The organism is Trinickia acidisoli, assembly GCF_017315725.1.
In the GTDB taxonomy this organism is placed as follows: domain Bacteria; phylum Pseudomonadota; class Gammaproteobacteria; order Burkholderiales; family Burkholderiaceae; genus Trinickia; species Trinickia acidisoli.
The window spans coordinates 1,857,428-1,877,510 of sequence record NZ_JAFLRG010000002.1 but is presented as its reverse complement, the minus strand read 5'-3'; the positions used below and the strand labels follow the sequence as shown (position 1 = coordinate 1,877,510).

Below are 20,083 nucleotides of genomic sequence, written 5' to 3'. Positions count from 1 at the left end.
ATCTGCGCGTGCCAGAATGATTTCGTTCTATCACGCTCGATGGAGTACGAAGATGAAAGCCGCCATTTTGAAATCACTGAGTCAGCCCCTCGCGATTGCTCAAATGCCGAGCCCCGAGATGGGAACAGGTGAGGTGATCGTGGACGTTGTCGCCGCGCCGGTGTTGTCCTACGCGAATGAAGTGTTCAATGGCGAACGCCGCTATTCGATGGAACTGCCGATCGTACCGGGCTGCGGCGCGATCGGTCGCGTGAAGGCGAGCGGGCCTGACGCCACCCATTTGAAGGAGGGCGATTGGGTGTTTTGCGATCCGACCGTGCGCTCGCGCGACGATGCCTTGATGCCCGACATCACATTGCAGGGATGGAGTGCGCGTAGTGAGGGCGGCCTGCGTCTGCAACGATATTTTCACGACGGCCCGTTTGCGCAAGAGATGCGTGTCCCGACCGAGAACGCGATTCGCATCGGCGATGTCGATCCGCGAGAGGCCGCGCGCTGGTGCGCGCTCAACGTCATGCTCGTGCCCTACGGCGGGCTGCTTGCGGCCGCCTTGCAGGCTGGCGAAACGTTGCTCGTGAGCGGAGCGACCGGCAACTTCGGCAGCGCCTGCGTGGCTGTCGCGCTGGCGATGGGCGTGCGCTGCGTCGTCGCGCCTGGACGTAACGAAAAGGCGCTCGCTGATTTGGAGCGCCGCTTCGGCGAACGCGTGCAAACGGTCAGGCTGACGGGCAACGAGGAGGAGGACCGCGTACGGATGCGGCAGGCGGCGCCGTGTCCGATCGATTGCGTGATCGATTTGCTGCCGCCGTCGGCGAGCACGAAGGTCGTGCGCGCGGCGATCATGGCCGTTCGCCCATACGGCCGCGTCATCTTGATGGGCGGGGTAGGCATGCTGGGCGGGGATGGGCTCGACTTGCCCTATCCGTGGATCATGCGAAACGACATCACGATACGCGGCAAATGGATGTATCCGCCGCAAGCCGTGACTCGCATGACGGGGCTCATCCGCTCGGGCTTGCTCGACCTCGATCACTTCGACGTGACGACATTCGCGCTCGACGACGCGAACGAAGCGGTTGCGCATGCCACCGCGAACGGCGGCCCGTTCAAGATGACCGTGCTGCAGCCTTAACCGGTGATACGCGGCTTAGGTCCGTTTATCAGCGCCATTGCAACAGGGGCGTCCAGTTCTCGGCTCGGCTGCGGAAGTCGAACCGCTTGAAGTCGGTGTAGATCGCGGTTCCAGTGAGAATCTCTAGCCTGGCGGGAGGCACATCCACTCTGGTCCGCACCGCGCGAAAATCCGCCAAATCGTCCTCCGCGCCGTGTACGTCGGCGCGGCGCACGCGCAGAACAACGATCGAGGATGGGCTGCGAAGCTTGGTGTAGTCGGTGAAGCCGCCTTGAAATATGAGCGGATCGAGCCTCGTGTTCAGAAAGTACACGTGACAGGCAGTGATCGCCCCTTCGATATCGAAGTCGAAATTCGCGTACTGAGTCGCCAGCTTCGTCAGGTAGTGATCTGCGTTGGTGGCGAGCAGGTCGCAAAGGACGCGCGTGGTCTCCTTTTTGGCGATGACAAACTTGTTTTTCGGCTTCAACTGAAATTTGGCGCCCATGACTGCGTTGCCGAAAGCCGTAAGTGCAACGTCCTCGAGCCTCTTCAGGGGCACGTAATCATCGTTGCTGCCCGTGCACACGAACGGGAACGCCGTATAGGGCACGACGGCATCGCGCCAAACATTGCTATCCACGTTACCCAAACAGACGCCGAGATATTCCTTGAGTCGACCCTTGATCGATTTCGCGACTCGGTTCACGCGATCGAGCGCAAACGAGCCGTTTGGATCGGGTCTCGCGACCCCAGTGCGGCTGAGCGCTGATTGAAGTCCGATCCGTTTGATCGAGCGGGCGATGGTCATGCTCGTGACGTGATAGAGCCAATCCGTTTCGACGAATGGGGTGACTATGACGGGGGTCGGGATCACGTCGCGTGGGAGCGTGCGCACGATCGTCATGCAGTACGGGCAGGCACGAGGCAGCCGCGCTGCGACGAAGATGGACACCTTCATGCATGAAAAGCATTTGTAAAGAAGGGATGCTTCCGGTGTCGTGCAATAGGGGCACCGATACGGCTCGGCATTCTGTACGTTCGGGACGGTCGAATAGCGGTTGCATTTTGGGCAGACGGTCGTCGGCATGGGCTGGTCTCCTTCTTTTCGTGCGTATCATCCCCGACTCCGGCAGTCGCGAGACGTTTGACCCAGCAATTGTCAACGATCAGAGCGACCATGTCGAATGGCCGCTCCTGCCTGGTATTGAGGTGGTTGTTATGACGATGATGCACAATCCGGCACACCCGGGCGAGGTGCTGCGGGAATGGATTCCTGAAGACATGACCGTGGGACAAGCGGCGGAGGCGGACGCTGTCATCTTGACCTGTGCGACGCTGGGGCCGGCGGTCGACGAACTCGAGCATGCCGCCGTTCCGATTGTGAGAGCAGATAGAGCGTTGGCTGCCGCGGCAACGAAGGCCGGAAGGAGAATCGCGGTGTTGTGCGCGGTCGAGTCCAGCCTCAACCCTAATAGACAGCTTTTTGAAGAACATGTGAGCGATAGAGGCGCGACGATCAAGATCGTTCACGTCACATCGGTATGGGCGCTTTACCAAGGCGGTTGCCTCGACAGTTGTTACGCTGCCATCGCGGCTGCCGCGGATAAAGCCTATGACGCGGGAGCGACTGTCGTTGCGCTCGCTCATCCGTGGATGGCGCCCGCCGCCAATCTCGTACGCGGAAAACGTCGGCCGCTGCACAGCGCCGATGCGGCGCTGCGTGCCGTAATGGAGCGGTGAGGCGGCCGTTTTAATTCACGCTTACGCCAAGTGCGCATTGACTAGGTCTGCAATGTCCGCTGCATAAACGTTGGCTAGATCGTGCTCGCCCCCGGACACGATATGCAGTTGCGCGCGCGGAATGAGTTCCGAGAGCCGGCGGCCAACGGCAACGGGACTGTAGGGGTCCGCATCTCCCCATAGCAGCAACACGGGCTGAGTGATTCCACGCAATTCGTTAGCGAGATCCGACTTGAGCGTCACGAACCAATCAGGGAAATGTGGATTGGCGGCGACGAGATCCGCCCGCCAATCCGCCGCACCGAATTCATTCATGTCGATGCCGCCCGATGTGACTGTCAGCACGAGATGGGTCACGAGATCGGGGCGTTTCAGCGTGGCGTGCATCGCGATTACGCCGCCCATCGACTGCGCGATGATGGCGGTGGGTTGATCGATATAGCGGACGACTCGATCGACCAGGTCCTCGAAGCAACTGATGGCCGGATCGACGGGTTCTTGGCCGAACCCCGGATAGCCAACGATGAGACGTTTGACGTCGATAGAGATGCGATTCGCCAAAGGCTCCCAAAACGCCGTGCTTCCGGAGGCGCCTGGGAGGAAAAGCAACTGTGATGGCTGATGCAAGGGGCGGCTCCTCGATTGGGTTGCGTCTTCGTCTACGTGAGATTCAATCCACCGTCCGAGAGGAGGATTTCTCCCGTCAGATAATCAGAGGCGACCAGCCATGCCACTGCCTGAGCAATATCGTCTGGGCTAGCAGCCCGCCGCATGGGCGAACGCTCTTTCCAAAGTTGTTGAGCTTGCGTCCAGCCCGCCGTGAGAGGCGTATCGACCAAGCCAGGCGCAACGGCATTCACGCGGATGTCCGGGGCAAGCGAAAGGGCGAGCAAGCGGGTCACGTGGTTCAACGCCGCCTTGGTCGCGGCGTAAGGAATGGACGCGCCCTTGGGCCGAACGCCGGCATGGGAACTCACGTTGACGACGCAACCCGGCCTTCCTCGAGTGGCGGCTTCACGCAGGGCGGATTGCGCTTCGGTTACCAGGCGAAATGGGGCGACGACATTGACTTCATACAATTCTTGCCACACGTCGGGCGTGGCCGCCGCCAGATCGGCATGGGAGATAACGCGACTGATTCCGGCGTTATTGACCAGAACGTCGAGTCGGCCCCATACGGCAATCGCTTCGCGGATGAGCTTCACTCTGTCCGCGTCATTGGCCAAATCGGCTCGCACGTAGGCTGCCGATCCGAGTTCTCGGGCCAGCGCATGGCCCGCGTCTGCCGAGCTCCGCGAATGTAGGACGATTGAGAATCCGTCCTTCGACAGGCGCCGCGCGATCGCGGCGCCAATACCGGAAGTCGAGCCGGTGACAAGAGCGACAGGCAACAGAGTTTTCATGGTGACGCTGACATGCCGAGTAAGTTTCGGGGGCGCGCGCAGGCAGTATGAAACAAGTCGGTTAGTTGACCGCAACAAGCCGCGCGACGATTGTCCTGGCTGAATTTAGATGACTGATGGTGAGCGAGCGAGCTTCTCGCGCATTGCGCTCCCTGCAGGCACGCAGAATCGCTTCGTGCTCTATCTGAAACGACGGCGTGTCGTCGAGCAGCGTGTCCTGCAAGCGCTCGTAGCGTTCAACTTGCGCACGCAGTTCCTTGATCGCCTTCAACTGACGATCGTTACCGCATTGCGAATACAGGAGCTCATGGAATTCACGATTGAGTTCGCCCTGTCTCGCCTTCGTCTTCGCACCTTCAAGGAGGCGATGGGCGAGTTCCGCGCGCGCCAGCGTCTCTTCGTCCATTCGCTTTGCGCTGCGATGGATCGCGTCTCCTTCGAGGAGCGTCCGTAGATCATAGATCTCGTCGATGTCCGACAGAGTCAATATCCGAACCACAGCGCCCCGGTTCCTGAAAATTTCCACGAGACCTTCGCGTTCCAGTTGCTGGATGGCCTCACGCAATGGAATTCGACTGACGCCAAACGCGTTAGCCAGATCTCGCTCGACCAACCGTTCTCCAGGCTCGAATTGCCCGCCTACGATCATCTCTCGTAGGGATGTAACCACCGTGTCAGAGGTTGAGTCCAATGTCGTGTTCATGCAAGTCGGCCCCTCATTTTGGAATAATGGTATACCATTTCGATGGCCTGTGCCAAAATGCCTTCTGTAGTTCCGCTCACTGGACTCGAGCCTGGCGTTACCGGCACCGTCCAGATTCAATCTCTTCAAACTGAAGGATCGCGCGATGGCACACGGAGAACATAGATACAACGTTGCTGTACTGTGGACGGGCAATGAAGGAACGGGCACGTCCGGATACCGCGAATATGGTCGCGACCACATCATCCGATCAGGCTCGAAGCCGGAGATTGCGGGCTCGGCCGACGCGGCGTTCCGCGGGGATGCGGCTCGCTGGAATCCCGAAGATCTGTTTCTTGCTTCGGTGTCCGCGTGCCATCAGCTCTGGTATCTGCATCTGTGTGCGGATGCGGGTGTTCATGTTCTGGCGTATCTCGACGAGGCGCAAGGGACGATGCTCGACAGCCCCGAACAAGGCCGATTCACTGAAGTCATCTTGCGTCCTCGCGTTGTCATTCGAAAGGGTGATGACCGGGATCTGGCGGCGAAGCTCCACCACACAGCGCACGAGAAGTGCTACGTCGCCAACTCGGTGAACTTCCCTGTTCGTTGCGAACCTACCATTGAGTTTGCGCAGACCTGACGGTTGTTCGAGGATCGTCGGTTCGGCGGCCGGCCCGACGCTTCAAACCTCGACATTAATAGCGCCCGACACCGTCCCGGTTAGCGTGACCGGCTTGTCCGGAGTGGACGGGGTGGCTTGCATGATTCTCAATGGCTCACCATTGGTCAGCACGACATTTTCGCGGACATCGAGGTTGCGGTAATAGGTATCGCCGGCGGCAAGATGGCGCACCACGGCAAACCCAGTCAAAAAGCCATCGGCAAAAGTATGGGATCGCCCGGGTTCAATCTCGACTGAATTGGCTCCCAAATTGATGATGATGGTTGATCGATTAAACCGGTTGACGATCTTGGTATTTTGAAGCGTTACCCGCTGGGGTGTTCTACCCATGTTGTTGAAGGCAGCCGTCCGGATCAACGTCCTGAAGCGTGCCTTGAGCACGGTGGATACGCTTTGGAGTAATGTCGCTGCATTGATTCCCCCTGCACCGCCGACGTCGAGGAAGCCGGGGCCTTCATCAAGCGTGATCGCAACGGCATTACTTATATCGCATGTGAAATTCCGATGATGGCCGGGGCCGCCCCCCACGCCAACGACGATACGATTATTTAGATGCCAGGAATAGTGATAGGCGCCGTTGATCCGCGTATAGCCAGGGCGTCTTGATTTGACATAGAGGTCCGCCGCTTGTTGCTGATTTATCACCGCATCCATTGGCATAAGTCCCGATCCTTTAACAATAAGGAATTCCGTTCAGCAGATCGTCAAGCTGTCGGCCAGGATAGCTTCCTGCGCGGCGACGAGGGATGATCGCTCGAAACTAACAACTTGGCAAGTTTGCTAAGCTATTTGTAAAAATTGAGCGGACGGAGTTATGCATTCGTAGCGCGGGCGACAAGATCAGCGCCGCCGGCATACCCTGTCAGGCTGTCGGAAGTCGCTACCGCACGATGGCACGGAACGACCGCGGCAATGAGATTGCGCCCAACTGCGGAAGCGTACCCAGCAAAACAATAAGAAATCGCCCTCTCTGCGCGCAGCAATGCCGCCCAATGGTCTTAAATCCATGCAACGCTACAATTCGCTTACCGGCACGCATGTTACAAAAAATTTCCAAAAATTTCTTGGATCGGCGATAATGCGCAGCCGTATGGCCTGACCTAATGGATGCTGTTAGCAATACGAAAGAAAATAAGATTCGCTGACGGTTGCCGAGTGTCGGGGCGATGCGCTTACGCTGACTAAAAAATTTTGAGAGTTCCGGGGCTGAACATGCAGCAAGCATTTGTAATCGTTGTTGGACGGTCGATGCCCAAACACGTCGACCCTGCGGCCAACATCGGCAATATCACAACAACGACGTTGTCATTCCATCACATTTCGAGCGAACCGCGTGCTGGCCGGCTTGGCTAGCGGCTGTCCCGAGCTTGGGACAGCCGGTTTATCCGTGTGCCCCGCGCAGACGCTGTGCTTGCGGCGGTCAATCGGATAGTTCGTTCGGACATTCATTGCGCTCGTTTCTCCAAGCGGCCTCGATAGGCTGATTGGAAGGTAGTGCCGCTTCCACCGAAGCATAGGCACACGGCCGTTTTGCGTCCGAAGTGATCGTGAACCTATGCGGGGAGCGCCCGTTGCCGGGCCGTATCGAAATGCGGCGGGACTACCTTTGCGGCTTTTTTGTCGCGAGACCGATTGATGGCAATCCATTGTCGTCGCGGTTGAGAGAGCAGCTATAAGAACAACGTATCAAGAACAATGAAGAAACAAGGTAAAACGCCTGCGCCCGTCAGCAGGCTTCGGGGTTGGACGGGAACGACACCGCGCGTTGTGATGCGCGTTCGTTTGCGGGCGATCGCATCGCTTTGCGGCGCGCTCATGGCGATGGCGTGGCCGTGTGCTTCGCATGCGCAGGTCACGAACACGCAGGGTACGAACGCACAGGTCACGAACAACTTCGACCAACAGGAGCAACGGCGTCGCGCGCAGCAGCAGGCGATCGAACGCGATCGCGAATTGCATGCGCCGAACGTGCAACTCGAGCCGAAGCAACAAGCTGAAGCCGTCGACGACGGTCGCGTGCCTCACGAATCGCCCTGCTTCAACGTCACGCAACTGACGTTGGAGCTTCCCGCGGGCCTTAGCGAGAGCGTGCGGGCAGCGGGTATGCGCGCGCTATCGCCCGATCCGCTTTTTCCCGGCAAGCTCGCCTTCGCGTCGGCGTACCTGCAGCGCTATCGCGGTCAATGCGTCGGCCGCGAGGGCCTCAATCTAATCGTCCATCGCTTGTCGGCGCTGATCCTCGAAAAGGGCTATACGACTACGCGTGTTGTCATCCCCGAGCAAGACCTCGGAAGCGGCAACCTCAGGCTTGAACTGATCCCCGGCGTGATCGGCGAGATCCGTTTCGCCGATCCGAAGACCTATGGGACATGGCGTAACGCGTTTCCCACGCACGCGGGGCGGTTGCTCAATCTGCGCGATCTCGAGCAGGGCCTCGAGCAGATGAAGCGCGTGCCGAACCAGGACGTCGACATGCAGATCGTCCCGGGTGCATCGACGGGTGAGAGCGATGTCGTCATCACGGTCAAGCGCACGAAACCTTGGACGTTGTCGATGAGTTTCGACGACAGCGGGCTCAAGTCCACCGGCCAGTTGCAGGCAACGACTCATTTCGGCGTGAGCAACTTGTTCGGCCTGTCCGACGTCCTGGACCTCAGCTACAACCACGATGTCAATGGCCATACCGATCGTTACGGCACGCGAGGGGACAGCGGCTCCTACTCGATTCCGTGGGGAAACTGGACGTTCACCGCATCGGCGAGCCAGTACCACTACCATCAACAAATCGCGGGAGCGTTCGACGATTTCGTATCGAGCGGCGTGACGAACACCTTCGACGTCAAAACCGAGTACCTGTTCTATCGCAATCAAGTACAGAAGAACACGCTCGAATTCCGCACGGGCAAGTACTACGGCGAAGCATTCGTCGACGGCTCCGAGATCGACGTTCAACATCGCGACAACAGCTATGCCGAAGTGGGCTGGGAGCACAAGCACTACTTCGGTTCGGCGCAACTCGACAGCACGATCGCCTATCGATGGGGCGTGCCTTGGTACGGTGCGCAAAGCGATTTGCCCGGTGTCGGCGGGGGCACGCCGACGTACTACTACCACATCGAAACGCTGGACGGAACGCTGAGCGTGCCGTTCGCAATCGGCCGAGTGCCATTGCGCTACACGACGACCGTGCATGCGCAGAACTCGCCGAACGTGCTCTATCCGACCGAGGACATCGCGATCGGTAGCCGCTACACGGTGCGCGGCTTCGATGGCAACACGATGCTCGAGGCCGAGAAAGGCTTCTACGTTCGCAACGATCTCGAAGTGCCGATCTTGCAGACCGGCCAAACGCTCTACTTCGGCATCGACGGCGGCGAAGTGTTCGGTCCCTCGGCCCAGAACCTCCTTGGCCGCAGGCTCGCGGGCGCCGTTGTCGGCATGCGCGGCAGTCCATTCAAAAACGTCTACTACGACGTGTTTATCGGCGGCCCGCTGTATCAGCCAGCCCGTTTCCCCAATCGGTGGCCCGTCGCGGGCTTCAGCATCAGCTTCCAGATATGAACAGACGCCTCTATCGCATCGTCTTCAATGCGGCCCGTGGACTGTGGATGGCCGTTCAAGAAACCGCAAACGGATTCGGTAAGGGCCGCGCGGCGAGCGGCGCGGGCAAGAACACCGCAACGGCCATCGCGCGTGGCCCGTGGCATAGGGCCGGAATGTTCGGCGTCTTAGATATGCTCGAGATGCGGCATGTCGCGTTTGCCGCGCTCTGTGTGTTAGGCATGCAGCCGCTCTTGGTGCACGCGCAGGTCACTGCTTTGCCGAGCGCACCGGCTGCCAGCAAGCCGACCGTTGGGGCAACGGCGAACGGGTTGCCGATCGTGCAGATCGTGACACCGAACGGCGCCGGCGTATCGAACAATCTTTACTCGCAATTCAACGTCGGCCCGCAAGGGCTCATTCTCAACAATTCGAAGGGCAACGTGCTCACGCAGCAGGCGGGGTACGTCACGGGCAATCCGTATCTTGCGTCGGGCAGCGCAAGCATCATCGTGAACCAGGTGGTGGGCGGCAACGCGAGCCAGTTGCTCGGCTATATCGAGGTGGCGGGTCCGCAGGCGCAAGTCATCGTCGCGAATCCCTCGGGCATTTACTGCAACGGTTGCGGGTTCGTCAATACGAGCCGCGGGGTGCTGACGACCGGAACTCCGGTGTTTGGCGGCAGCGGTAGCCTCGATGCCTTTCATGTGACCGGTGGGTACATTCAGATCGGTACGTCGGGCTTGAACGCCAGCAACGTCGACGAAGTCGATCTGATCGCGCGCAGCGTCGAAATCAACGGCAATCTCTGGGCCAACAAGACGCTCAACGTCGTGGCCGGAGCCAACGATGTGCAGTACGGCAATCTGAGCGCGCAAGCGCTTGCGCCCGACGGCAATTCGCCCGGCGTCGCCATCGACGTGGCGCAGCTCGGCGGGATGTACGCAGGCAAGATCACGCTCGTCGGCACGGAGGCAGGTGTCGGGGTCAATAGCGAAGGAACGATCGAAGCGCAATCGGGTGATCTCACGCTAAGCAGCCAGGGCAAAGTGACGTTGACGGGTGCGACGAGTGCCGCCGGTAACATCAATGTTCAAGCGGTGGGCGATGTGTCGAATAGCGGCAACGCCTACGCCGCACAAAATGCGACGGTGGCGAGCCAGGGGCAGGTGAGCAACAGCGGCACGTTCGCCGCAATGGGCAACACGAACGTGAGCGGCGCGGCGATTGCGTCGAGCGGTGCGTTCGGCGCGGGTATCGATGCAAACGGCAACGTCACGGGAACGGGGAATCTGGCCGTCACTGCGCCGGGCACCGTCAGCATCACGGGACAAAATCTCGCGGGCGGCAATCTCGTCGCGACCGGCAGCAGCTTGAACATGGCCGGCGCGCAGACGTTCGCGAACGGCAACGTTTCGTTATCGGCGACGGGTGCGGGCGCAGATACCGGCAACATCGTGCACACGGGCGCGACGCTGAGCGCGGGCGGCGGACTCGCGCTGACGGCCGCGGGTGCGCTCATCAACGATCAAGGGCAGATGAGCGCGTCGCAACTCGGCTTGAGCGCCGCGTCGGTATCCAACCGTTCCGGCACGCTGACGCAAACGGGCACGGGCGTTACCGATGTTTCGGTAACGGGCAGCTTCGACAATACCAATGGTCACGTTGCGACGAATGCGACGAACACGAACCTTCAAACCGGCAGCCTGACGAACGCGGGTGGTCAGATCACGGATACCGGAACGGGTCTGCTGACACTTACCACCGGAGCCATCGATAACAGTGGCGGGACCCTCGGCGGAAACGGGGGTGTTTCGATCGCCGCATCGGGTGTTTCAAACGCGAGCGGCTCGATCACGGCGGGGCAGGCGTTGAACGTGACCGTTGCCGGCGATATCGACAACACGCAAGGCAGCATCCTCGCGGGCGGCGCGGCGAACCTGTCCGGCGCCGATGTATGGAACACGGCCGGACGCATCGTATCGCTGAATGCGGATGGGCTGTCGATCTCAGCGACCGGACAGATCACGAACGCCACCGGCACGACCGCGCAGGGCACGACCGGCGGCGTCATCGGCGGTAACGGTAATGCGACGATCGATGCCGCAACGCTCACCAACAGCGGCACAGTCACCGCCTCGCAGGCGTTGAATGTAACCGTTGGAAACACGCTCGACAACAGCGGTGGAACGCTAAGCGCCGAAACGCTGACAGCCGATGCCGCTTCGCTGGAAAACGTCAAAGGCACCATCAGTGCAGACACCGCGGCTCTAACGATTCCGCAGTTGGATAACAGCAGCGGCCAGATCATCGCCAATCAGTTGACGCTTGCGGCGACGAATCTCGTGAATGAGCAAGGCTCACTGACGCAAGTTGGCACTGCCCCGATCAGCATCGGCGTAACCGGCAGCATCGACAATTCAAACGGCGGCGTCATACAGACCAACAGCCAGGACTTGATGCTGGCACCCGCGACGTTGAACAACAACGGCGGGACGATCACCGATGCCGGCACGGGAACCCTGACGATCGATGCAGGTAATGGGGCAGGAAGCGTTACCAATGCCGCGGGCAAGATCGTCAGCAATGGCCAGGTCGCTATTTCGGTGGCGGATCTGGACAACATGGGCGGCAGTGTTTCGGCGCAATCGGATCTATCTGCGACGCTTGCGGGCGCGTTGACCAACACGAACGGGAGCCTTGTTTCGAACGCAAACGTGAGCGTAACGGCAAGCGGGGCACTGACCAACGCGAACGGAACGATCGCTGGCGGAAGCGACGTCAATGTCCAAGCGGCGTCGTTGACGAACAGCGGCAGCATCGGCGCGGGCGGGACGCTGACGGCAACCGTCGCGGGCACGCTCGACAATAGCGGCGGCACAATGAGTGCGACGACGCTGACCGCAAGTGCGGCAGCGCTGACGAATGTTTCGGGATCGATCAGTGCGAATACGGTCGGGTTGACGATCCCGCAATTGGATAACAGCAGCGGGCAGATCATCACCGATGCGCTGACGCTCGCAGCAACCGATCTGACGAACCAGCACGGCACGTTGACGCAACTGGGCACGGGCGCAATCAGCGTGAATGTGAGCGATGCCATCGACAATTCGAATGGCGGCGTGATTCAGACGAACAGCCAGGACTTCACGCTAAACCCGGCGGCACTGAACAATAACGACGGCACGATTACCCATGCAGGCGCGGGTACGTTGACGATCGACCCGGGCAACGGGTTGGCAGCGCTCACGAACGTTGGCGGTAGCATCGGCAGTAACGGTGCGATCGCCATCACGGCCAGCAGCTTCGACAATACGAGCGGCACCGTTTCAGGGCAGGGAGCCGTGTCGGCTTCAGCGACTGGCGCGCTCGACAATACGAGCGGTCTGCTGCGCTCGAGCGGCTCGTTGACGGTGACGAGCGGTGCCGCGTTGACCAACGCGGGCGGCACGATCAACGCCGGAGGGGCGGGCGGAACCGCCGCAACGCTTGATGTCAGCGCTGCATCGATCGACAACACGGGTGGTGCGATCAACAACGCAGGCACGGGGGCCACCACAGTCGACGGCGCAAGCCAGATCACCAACAGCAACGCTGCGAGCGTGAGCGGCATGGGGCTCATCAGCGGTAACGGCAGCGTTACGATCACCACGTCGAGCCTCACGAACAAGCAGGGCGGCCAACTGAGTGGTGCCGATCTGCAAATCAACGCGGGGAGCCTGGACAATACCGGCGGTCTCGTCGGCAACGTCGCGAACGCTAACGGCGACATCGGAATTTCAACGAGTGGTGCGTTGACGAACGCCGGCGGGCAGATCAGCGCGGCACAAAACCTCACGATCGGAGCAAGCACCTTGTCCGGCGGCGGAGCGTTCAGCGCAGCGGGCAATCTGACGTTGAATCTGCAAGGCGATTTCAGCACCGCTCCGGGGTATAGCTTCAGTGCCGGCAATGATTTGACGTTCACGTTGCCCGGCACGTTCTCCAACGCCGGCAGCTTTCTCGCGGTCAACAACCTGAGCATCAACGCGGGGAATATCTACAACAGCGGTGCACTCGCCGCGGGGGGCTTGCTGAGCACGCAGTCATCCATATTGACCAATACGGGCACCGTCGTGGGCGGCAGCGTATCGCTGACCGCCTCTCAGACATTGTCGAATCTCGGCACGACGGCGTTGATCGGCGCAACGGATAGCGCGGGCACGCTCGAACTCCTGGCTCCCGATATTGAAAATCGCGACGACGTCACAGGCACGGATACGCAAGCGACGACGGCGATTTACGGCCTCGGCAACGTCGTGCTCGCCGGGGGTAAGGATGCGAGCGGCAACTACACGAGCGCGAATCTCATCGACAATCAGTCGGCGTTGATCGAATCGGGCGGCGATATGCAGCTCGTGGCGAGTCAGGTGACCAATACGCGGCGCATCATGACGACGTCGGGCTTCACCTCGTCTGTCGATCCGAACCTGCTGGCGAGCATGGGTATTAGCCTCTCCGGCCAAACCGGTCAGGTGGGCGTGCAAGACGCCAACAGCATCGGTGGCGTCTATATCGATCCGCCGCACGGCGGCGAATGGAACAGCACGTACGAGTACACGACGTACACGGGCACGGCGGTGGCCAATACGGTGACGTCGATCAGCCCGGAATCGCAGATCATCGCAGGCGGCAATTTGTATGCGGCGTCGGTCGGGACGTTCCAGAACTACTGGAGCCAGGTGGCCGCCGCAGGCAACATCGCGGCGCCACAGGTTCTCGACCAGAATAGCTGGGCGGGCCAGACGGCGCCGCAAGTGCAGGTCACATACTCGGGCGAATATCACTACAACAACTATGACAATAGCGAATACAACTGGCAGTTGCCGTTCGGCAATGCCGGGTTTGTAACGTCCAATCCCGGCGGTTACCAAGCAGCGCCGGCCGACATCCGCACCTACGCACTGCCGGCCTACGAATCGACCTTTACGGCCGGTGGAACACTGAGCGGCACGGGCGTTAGCATCGACAACACGGCGGGCAATGCGTCGGTGACGCCTCTCGGATTGTTGCCGGGCCAGAGCGTGAGCGAAGGGGGGATGCGTGTCGTGACCGGCATCATGGGCCGTGGTGTCTCGTCGAACGCGTCGACGGCTCAATCGGCCGTTGGTGGCCGATTGTCGAGCGGCGTCGGCAGCGCGGCGAATCCGATCATCGCGGGCGCGACGGCCGAGAACGTGCTCAACAATCTGACGGTGCCGCAAGGTGGCCTGTTCCACAAGGACACCGCGCCGAATGCACCGTATCTGATCGCGACCAATTCCGCTTTCACGAATCAGCAGCAATGGCTGTCGAGCAATTACTACTTCGAGCAGCTCGGCATGAACCCGCAACAGATTCAGATGCGGCTTGGCGACGGCTTCTACGAGCAGCAGCTCGTACAGAATCAGATCATGTCGCTGACGGGGAAGTCGGTCCTGACCGATTATTCGAACACGCAGCAAGAATTTCAGGCGTTGATGACCTCCGGCGCGCAGCTCGCGAAAGCGCTCGATCTTACGCCGGGCATGGGCTTATCGCCCGCACAGGTTTCGCAGCTCACGAGCAACGTCGTCATCATGCAGACCGAGGTCGTGGACGGACAGTCGGTGCTCGTGCCCGTGGTGTATCTGGCCAAGGCGAACCAGCAGAACATGAGCAATGGGCCGACGATTGCCGCGACCGACATCGACCTCGAGAACACGAAATCCTTCACGAATAGCGGCACGGTCAGCGCGGCGAACAGCTTGACCATCACCGGGCAAAGCATCAATAACCAGTACGGCACGTTGGCGAGCGGCGGCCAGATGACGCTGGCGACGACAGGCGACGTCGATCTGACCTCGGCGACGGTGAACGCGGGCAGCCTTCAGTTGCAGGCCGGCGGCAATCTGATTCTCGATACGGCTGCAAAGACGCTCAACCAGGTCAGCGCCACGGGTGCCACGCGCAGCACGACGACGCTTGCGCCTCTCGCGAGCATCAATGTGACGGGCGATGCCGCGATCGTGACCGGTGGCAACTTCGAGCAGAACGCCGGCAGCTTGAACGTGGGCGGCGCGCTTGGGATGAACATCGGCGGCAATTGGGATCTCGGCGTGCAGCAGACCGGTGAAACGAAGGTGGTTGCCGGTGCGAACGGCGTGTCCGATACGCACATCGTGAGCGATACGGGCAGCAGCGTGAAGGTGGGGGGCGCGTCCTCGATCGGCGTCGGCGGAGACCTCACCGCGACCGGCGCGAACATCAATCTGGGTGGCGGCGGTACGATCGCGGCTGCGGGCAACGTCACGTTGCAGGCAGCGACGGCGACGTCGACGGTCGATAGCAACAGCTCCGGCAGCGACAATCACGGCAGCTATACGGCGGCGCTACACACATCCGACGATGCAGTCACGGGCACGACGCTGCAAAGCGGCGACAGCTTGAATATCGTATCGGGCAAAGACATCAACGTGATGGGCAGCACGATCGATCTGACGCAAGGCAACGCGGCGCTGATGGCGGCGGGCAATGTGAACATCGGCGCGACGACGGAAACCCATGTCTCCGACGTTAGCTCCTCGGGCAGCCACGGGGGTTTTATGAGCAGCACGAGCGCCGTTGATCGCGTTGATCAGACCACGACGCTCGCGGACGGCAGCACCCTATCCGCCGATGGCGTTTCGATCGTGAGCGGCAAGGACATCAATGTAACCGGCAGTAACATCGTCGGGACGAATGATGTTTCGCTTGCCGCAACGGGCAACGTCAACATTACGGCGGCGACGGACACTTACCAGGACTCCGAATATCACGACGTCAAGCACTCGGGTTTTTCGGGCACGGGTGGCATTGGCATCAGCTATGGCTCGAGCGAGCAGACGGATCAATACAACGCCACATCGGTGACGCAAAGCCAGTCGAGCAGCACGGTGGGCAGCGTGGCCGGCAACGTGTCGATCTCGGCCGGCAAGGACGTGCATATCGGCGGCAGCAACGTCGTTGCAGGCAAGGCGAGCAACGATACGACGGGTGCGACCGGCAACATCACGGTCCAAGCGCAGAACATCACCATCGATCCCGGCCAGGACAACGAGCAGTCGCAAGACCAGCAGAACGCGCATTCAAGCGGGTTCTCCGTGGGGATTACCGGTACGCCGCTCGACACGGCGCGTAACTTGAGCCAGGCAGGTTCGTCGGGGAACGGTTTCCAGCGCTTGGAGGGCGTATCTGACGAATTGCTTGCCAGCTCGCTCGATATGCCGTCGGTGTCGGTATCCTTCAGTCACAGCAGCAGCTCGAGCACGACCGATCTCTCGAGCCTGACGAATAACGGCAGCACGATCCGCGGCGGCGGCAATGTCTCGCTGATCGCGACGGGCGGCGCACAGAAGGATGCCAACGGCAACCCGATCGATGGCGACATCACGATGATCGGGTCGACCCTTACCGCCGGTGGCATCGCGTCGTTGAGTGCGAATCGCAACGTCGTGCTTCAAACGTCGACCGATCAATTGCAGCAGAGCATGCAGTCGAGCAGTTCGAGCTCGGGATTTTCGCTGGCCAGCCCGAGCCCGGGAGACTTCGTCCGTTGGGTGACGGGCGGCCCCAATAGCGGAGGCGTCGGGCCATCACCTTACAACGCGAGCCGCGGCAATTCGGACGGCAATTCGGCGACGACGCAACAGACGGCGAGTGCCGTCATCGGTAATAGCGTCGTGGTGACGAGCAAGACAGGCGACATCGACGTCATCGGCTCGGGCATCAGCGGCACGCAGGGCGTGGACATGATCGCAAGCCAAGGCGCGATCAATGTGCTGGCCGGCATCGACACGAGCCAGAACCATCAAGCATCGAGCAGCGAACAGATCGGCGATCTGGGCAGCAACGGCACGGGCACGGGTTTCAGCGTCGGCATATCGAAGACGAACATGGTGCAGGACACGGCGGCGCAGACGCAGAGCACGATACGCGGGCAAATCGTGAGCGCGAACGGCAACGTATCGCTCGATGCGAAGCAGAATCTGACGGTGCAAGGTTCGGACTTGTCGGCGGGCAAAGACCTGACGCTGATGGGGCAGAACGTGTCGCTCGATGCCGGCACCGATGCAATGCAAAGCAGCATGAGCCAAAGCTCGAGCCAGTTCGGCGTGACGACGACGATCGGCGGAGCGCTGGGCAATGCGGTGGCGACGATCAACCAGAGCATGTCGGCGGCGCAGCATGCGGACAATCAGCGGCTGGCCGCGCTTGACGAAGCGCAGGCGGCACTGTCGGCGTATGGGATCTACCAGGCGAGCACGAGCGCTACCGCGTCGAGCCTGGTGAAGGTGACGGCGAGCATCGGTGGCGGCACGAGCCACAGCGCCTCGAACAGCAACTCGGTGACGAACGACGGGAGCACGCTGACGGCGGGCGGCAACGTGACGATCGTCGCGACAGGTAGCGGCGCGAAGGATGCGAACGGCAACGCCACGGATGGCGACATCACGGCAAGCGGTACGCAAATCACAGGGCAAAACGTCGAGCTGAGCGCCGCGCGCGACATCGACCTGCAAAGCGCGCAGGACACGAACAAGCAGACGAGCAGCAACAGCAGCAGTGGCGGCAGCATCGGGTTGGGCTTCACGCTTGGCGGTCAGCAAAACGGCTTCTCGCTGGAGTTGGCTGCCAACGGCTCGAAGGGGCAGATGAACGGCGACGGCACGACCAATCGCAACACGCAAGTGACGGCGAGCCAGACGTTGTCGATGACGAGCGGGCGCGACACGAATCTGATTGGGGCGGAGGTGTCGGGCAACACGGTGGATGCGAATGTGGGCCGGAATCTGAACATCGTGAGCCCGCAGGATACGAATACGTACGACAGCAAGCAGACGAGCGCGGGCGTGCAACTGAGCCTTTGCATACCGCCATTCTGCGTTGGCGGCTCGAGCGGTTCGGCCAGCGTCAGTCAGCAAACGATCAAGGACAACTACCAATCGGTCGGTCAGCAAAGCGGTATCTATGCGGGCACGGGCGGGTTCGACGTGCAGGTGGGCAATCACACGCAACTGAACGGCGGGGTGATTGCGAGCACGGCCGGGGCGGACAAGAACACCCTGTCGACGCAGACGCTGAGCTTCACGAACTTGGAGAACACGTCGGACTATTCGGGCTCGAGTGTTGGATTGAGTGCGAGTGGCGGTGTGGGATTTAAGACGCCGAGTGCGCAGGGCACGACAGGAGTGGTACAAACGCAGAGCAATACGCCGGGGGCGACGAACTCCGCTGGTTTAGGGCCGAGCGGGTTCGGCGCGGGGGGCACGAGCAGCAGCGAGTCGGGGACGACGTATGCGGCGGTGAGCGCGGGCACGATCACGGTGCGAGGCGATGCGGGCACGGGGCAAGACAGCACGGCTGGGTTGAGCCGCGATACGACGAATGCGAACGCGGGGGCGTTGGTGAACTCGTTCGATGCGCAGGCGGTGGGCGACGATTTGGCGATGCAGACGCAGACGGTGCAGGTGGGGATGCAGGTGGTGGGGGATGTGGGCACGTATTTGGAGACCAGTGCGGCCGCGAAGGTAAAAGCTGCCTTAGCCGAGGTACAAGACGCGAAAGACCCGGAAGCGCTGGCGCAGGCAGAGGCCGATCTCCAGTCGGCGGAAATGCAGGTGAAGTTGTGGGGCAATGATGGTGCGGGGCGTATGGGAATGCATGCGATCGTGGCCGGACTGGGCGCGGCGATGGGCGGGGGTAATGTGCTCGGCGCGGTGGGTGGTACGATCGCGGGCGATGAGGCGAGTGGGGAGGTAAGTTCGGCATTAGACAATACGCTGGGCGGCAAGATCTTGTCGAACATCGTGTCCGGGGCTGCGGGCGCGGCGGCGGGTGCTTTGTTGGGTGGAGGGGCCGGGGCGGTGAGTGGGGCCAATGGGGCGCTGGGGGCGGATCTTTACAATCGGCAGTTGCATCCGGATGAGAAGCAGAAGCTGGCGCAGTTGCAGCAAGGCCAGACACCGGAGGAACAGCAGCGGCTGGCCGATGCGGCGTGCTATCTGGTGCAGTGTGCTGCGCAGCTATCGGACAGCAATCCAGGCGAGGCCGACGCGTTAGCGTCGCAGCAGCGTGGTGCGGGGGACATCGACGAGCAAAACGCATTGAGCTCGACGGGCCTGTTCATATATGACCCAGTTGTCGACGGGTGGGGTGATAGGCTTAGTTCGGCGTGGGACTGGACGGGTCCTGGCGCGATGCGAGGTGCGCAGAACCTTGGGAGCCAACTGCTCACGAAGATCAGGCAGGGACTGGGCACGCCAGCACCCGCTGATCCGCTGACCGACGCAAACAACGGAGGCACGGGCACGCCTCCGACGCCGGCGGTAGTGACGCCAGCAACGACTCTGATGACGCCCGAGGGGCCGGTTCTGACCCCTGGCGTTGCGGTTCCAGGTAGTCCTGGGTATGTGCCGCCGACGGCAACGCTGTCGAGCGGTAGCGGCGGCGATGACAACGCGTCATCGAATAACAATGGGTCCAATGCAAATGGAGGCAGCAATGTTACGTCTCCCAACGACGCGATGCGCACTAATGCCAACGCAACGGGAACATATGTCGACCCGTTGACGGGAGAAACCGTACCTGCAGATGGGACGCTTGCGGCTGACCATATCGTTCCGCAAAGTTGGATCAAGGCGCAACCTGGCTTCGATCAGTTGACGCCCGCGCAGCAAAGCGCTCTACTGAACGATCCAGCAAACACGCAAGGGTTGCCAACGACGTTTAATTCCTCAAAGGGGGCAAAGATGCCGGGAGATTGGCAAACATACAAGGGGCAGCCGTTGGATCCCGGATATATTCAAAGCGGTGCCCAGCAGGCGGAAACCCTGAAGGGTTATATCACTGATCAAATTGGATCCATGCTCGGAAAGTGATGC

Annotated in this window: 11 protein-coding genes; 5 read left to right on the top strand and 6 right to left on the bottom strand. The window is 60.9% G+C overall.

From position 1 onward, the window contains the following. Positions 1-52: 52 nt before the first annotated feature. Complete coding sequence (locus J3485_RS26705; protein ID WP_206957331.1) at positions 53-1,132, top strand: alcohol dehydrogenase catalytic domain-containing protein; 1,080 nt, start codon at positions 53-55, stop codon at positions 1,130-1,132. A gap of 28 nt (positions 1,133-1,160) precedes the next feature. Here J3485_RS26705 and J3485_RS26700 read toward each other — a convergent pair whose 3' ends face one another. Next, positions 1,161-2,201, bottom strand: a complete 1,041-nt coding sequence (locus J3485_RS26700) for a hypothetical protein (protein WP_206957329.1) — start codon at positions 2,199-2,201, stop codon at positions 1,161-1,163. A 20-nt stretch (positions 2,202-2,221) separates the two neighbouring features. Here J3485_RS26700 and J3485_RS26695 point away from each other — a divergent pair, with 20 nt between their 5' ends. Then, positions 2,222-2,854, top strand: coding sequence for an aspartate/glutamate racemase family protein (locus J3485_RS26695; protein ID WP_206957327.1), 633 nt, complete (start codon positions 2,222-2,224; stop codon positions 2,852-2,854). 21 nt (positions 2,855-2,875) lie between these two features. Here J3485_RS26695 and J3485_RS26690 read toward each other — a convergent pair whose 3' ends face one another. From J3485_RS26690 to J3485_RS26680, 3 genes are all read right to left on the bottom strand, one after another. Continuing rightward, entirely contained in the window at positions 2,876-3,481 is a 606-nt protein-coding gene (locus J3485_RS26690; RefSeq protein ID WP_206957325.1) for an alpha/beta fold hydrolase, read from the bottom strand. Positions 3,482-3,513: 32 nt separating this feature from the next. Beyond that, positions 3,514-4,257, bottom strand: coding sequence for an SDR family NAD(P)-dependent oxidoreductase (locus J3485_RS26685; protein WP_206957322.1), 744 nt, complete (start codon positions 4,255-4,257; stop codon positions 3,514-3,516). 61 nt (positions 4,258-4,318) lie between these two features. Then, entirely contained in the window at positions 4,319-4,960 is a 642-nt protein-coding gene (locus tag J3485_RS26680) for a GntR family transcriptional regulator (protein ID WP_206957321.1), read from the bottom strand. Positions 4,961-5,105: 145 nt separating this feature from the next. Here J3485_RS26680 and J3485_RS26675 point away from each other — a divergent pair, with 145 nt between their 5' ends. Further along, entirely contained in the window at positions 5,106-5,582 is a 477-nt protein-coding gene (locus J3485_RS26675; protein ID WP_206957319.1) for an OsmC family protein, read from the top strand. A 42-nt stretch (positions 5,583-5,624) separates the two neighbouring features. Here the strand turns inward: J3485_RS26675 and J3485_RS26670 are convergent, their stop codons facing one another. Together J3485_RS26670 and J3485_RS26665 are read right to left on the bottom strand one after the other, a co-directional pair. Then, positions 5,625-6,284 (bottom strand): hypothetical protein, encoded by a 660-nt coding sequence (locus tag J3485_RS26670; protein WP_206957317.1) that lies wholly within the window; start codon positions 6,282-6,284, stop codon positions 5,625-5,627. A 152-nt stretch (positions 6,285-6,436) separates the two neighbouring features. Next, positions 6,437-6,607 (bottom strand): MGMT family protein, encoded by a 171-nt coding sequence (locus J3485_RS26665; RefSeq protein ID WP_206957315.1) that lies wholly within the window; start codon positions 6,605-6,607, stop codon positions 6,437-6,439. Between the two features lie 787 nt (positions 6,608-7,394). Between J3485_RS26665 and J3485_RS26660 the strand changes: the two genes are divergently transcribed. Then, entirely contained in the window at positions 7,395-9,185 is a 1,791-nt protein-coding gene (locus J3485_RS26660; RefSeq protein WP_206957313.1) for a ShlB/FhaC/HecB family hemolysin secretion/activation protein, read from the top strand. Beyond that, the gene (locus J3485_RS26655) at positions 9,182-20,080 is read left to right on the top strand and encodes a hemagglutinin repeat-containing protein (RefSeq protein WP_206957312.1); all 10,899 of its coding nucleotides are present in this window, start codon (positions 9,182-9,184) and stop codon (positions 20,078-20,080) included. The genes J3485_RS26660 and J3485_RS26655 overlap by 4 nt, the downstream gene beginning before the upstream one ends. Positions 20,081-20,083 lie beyond the last annotated feature (3 nt).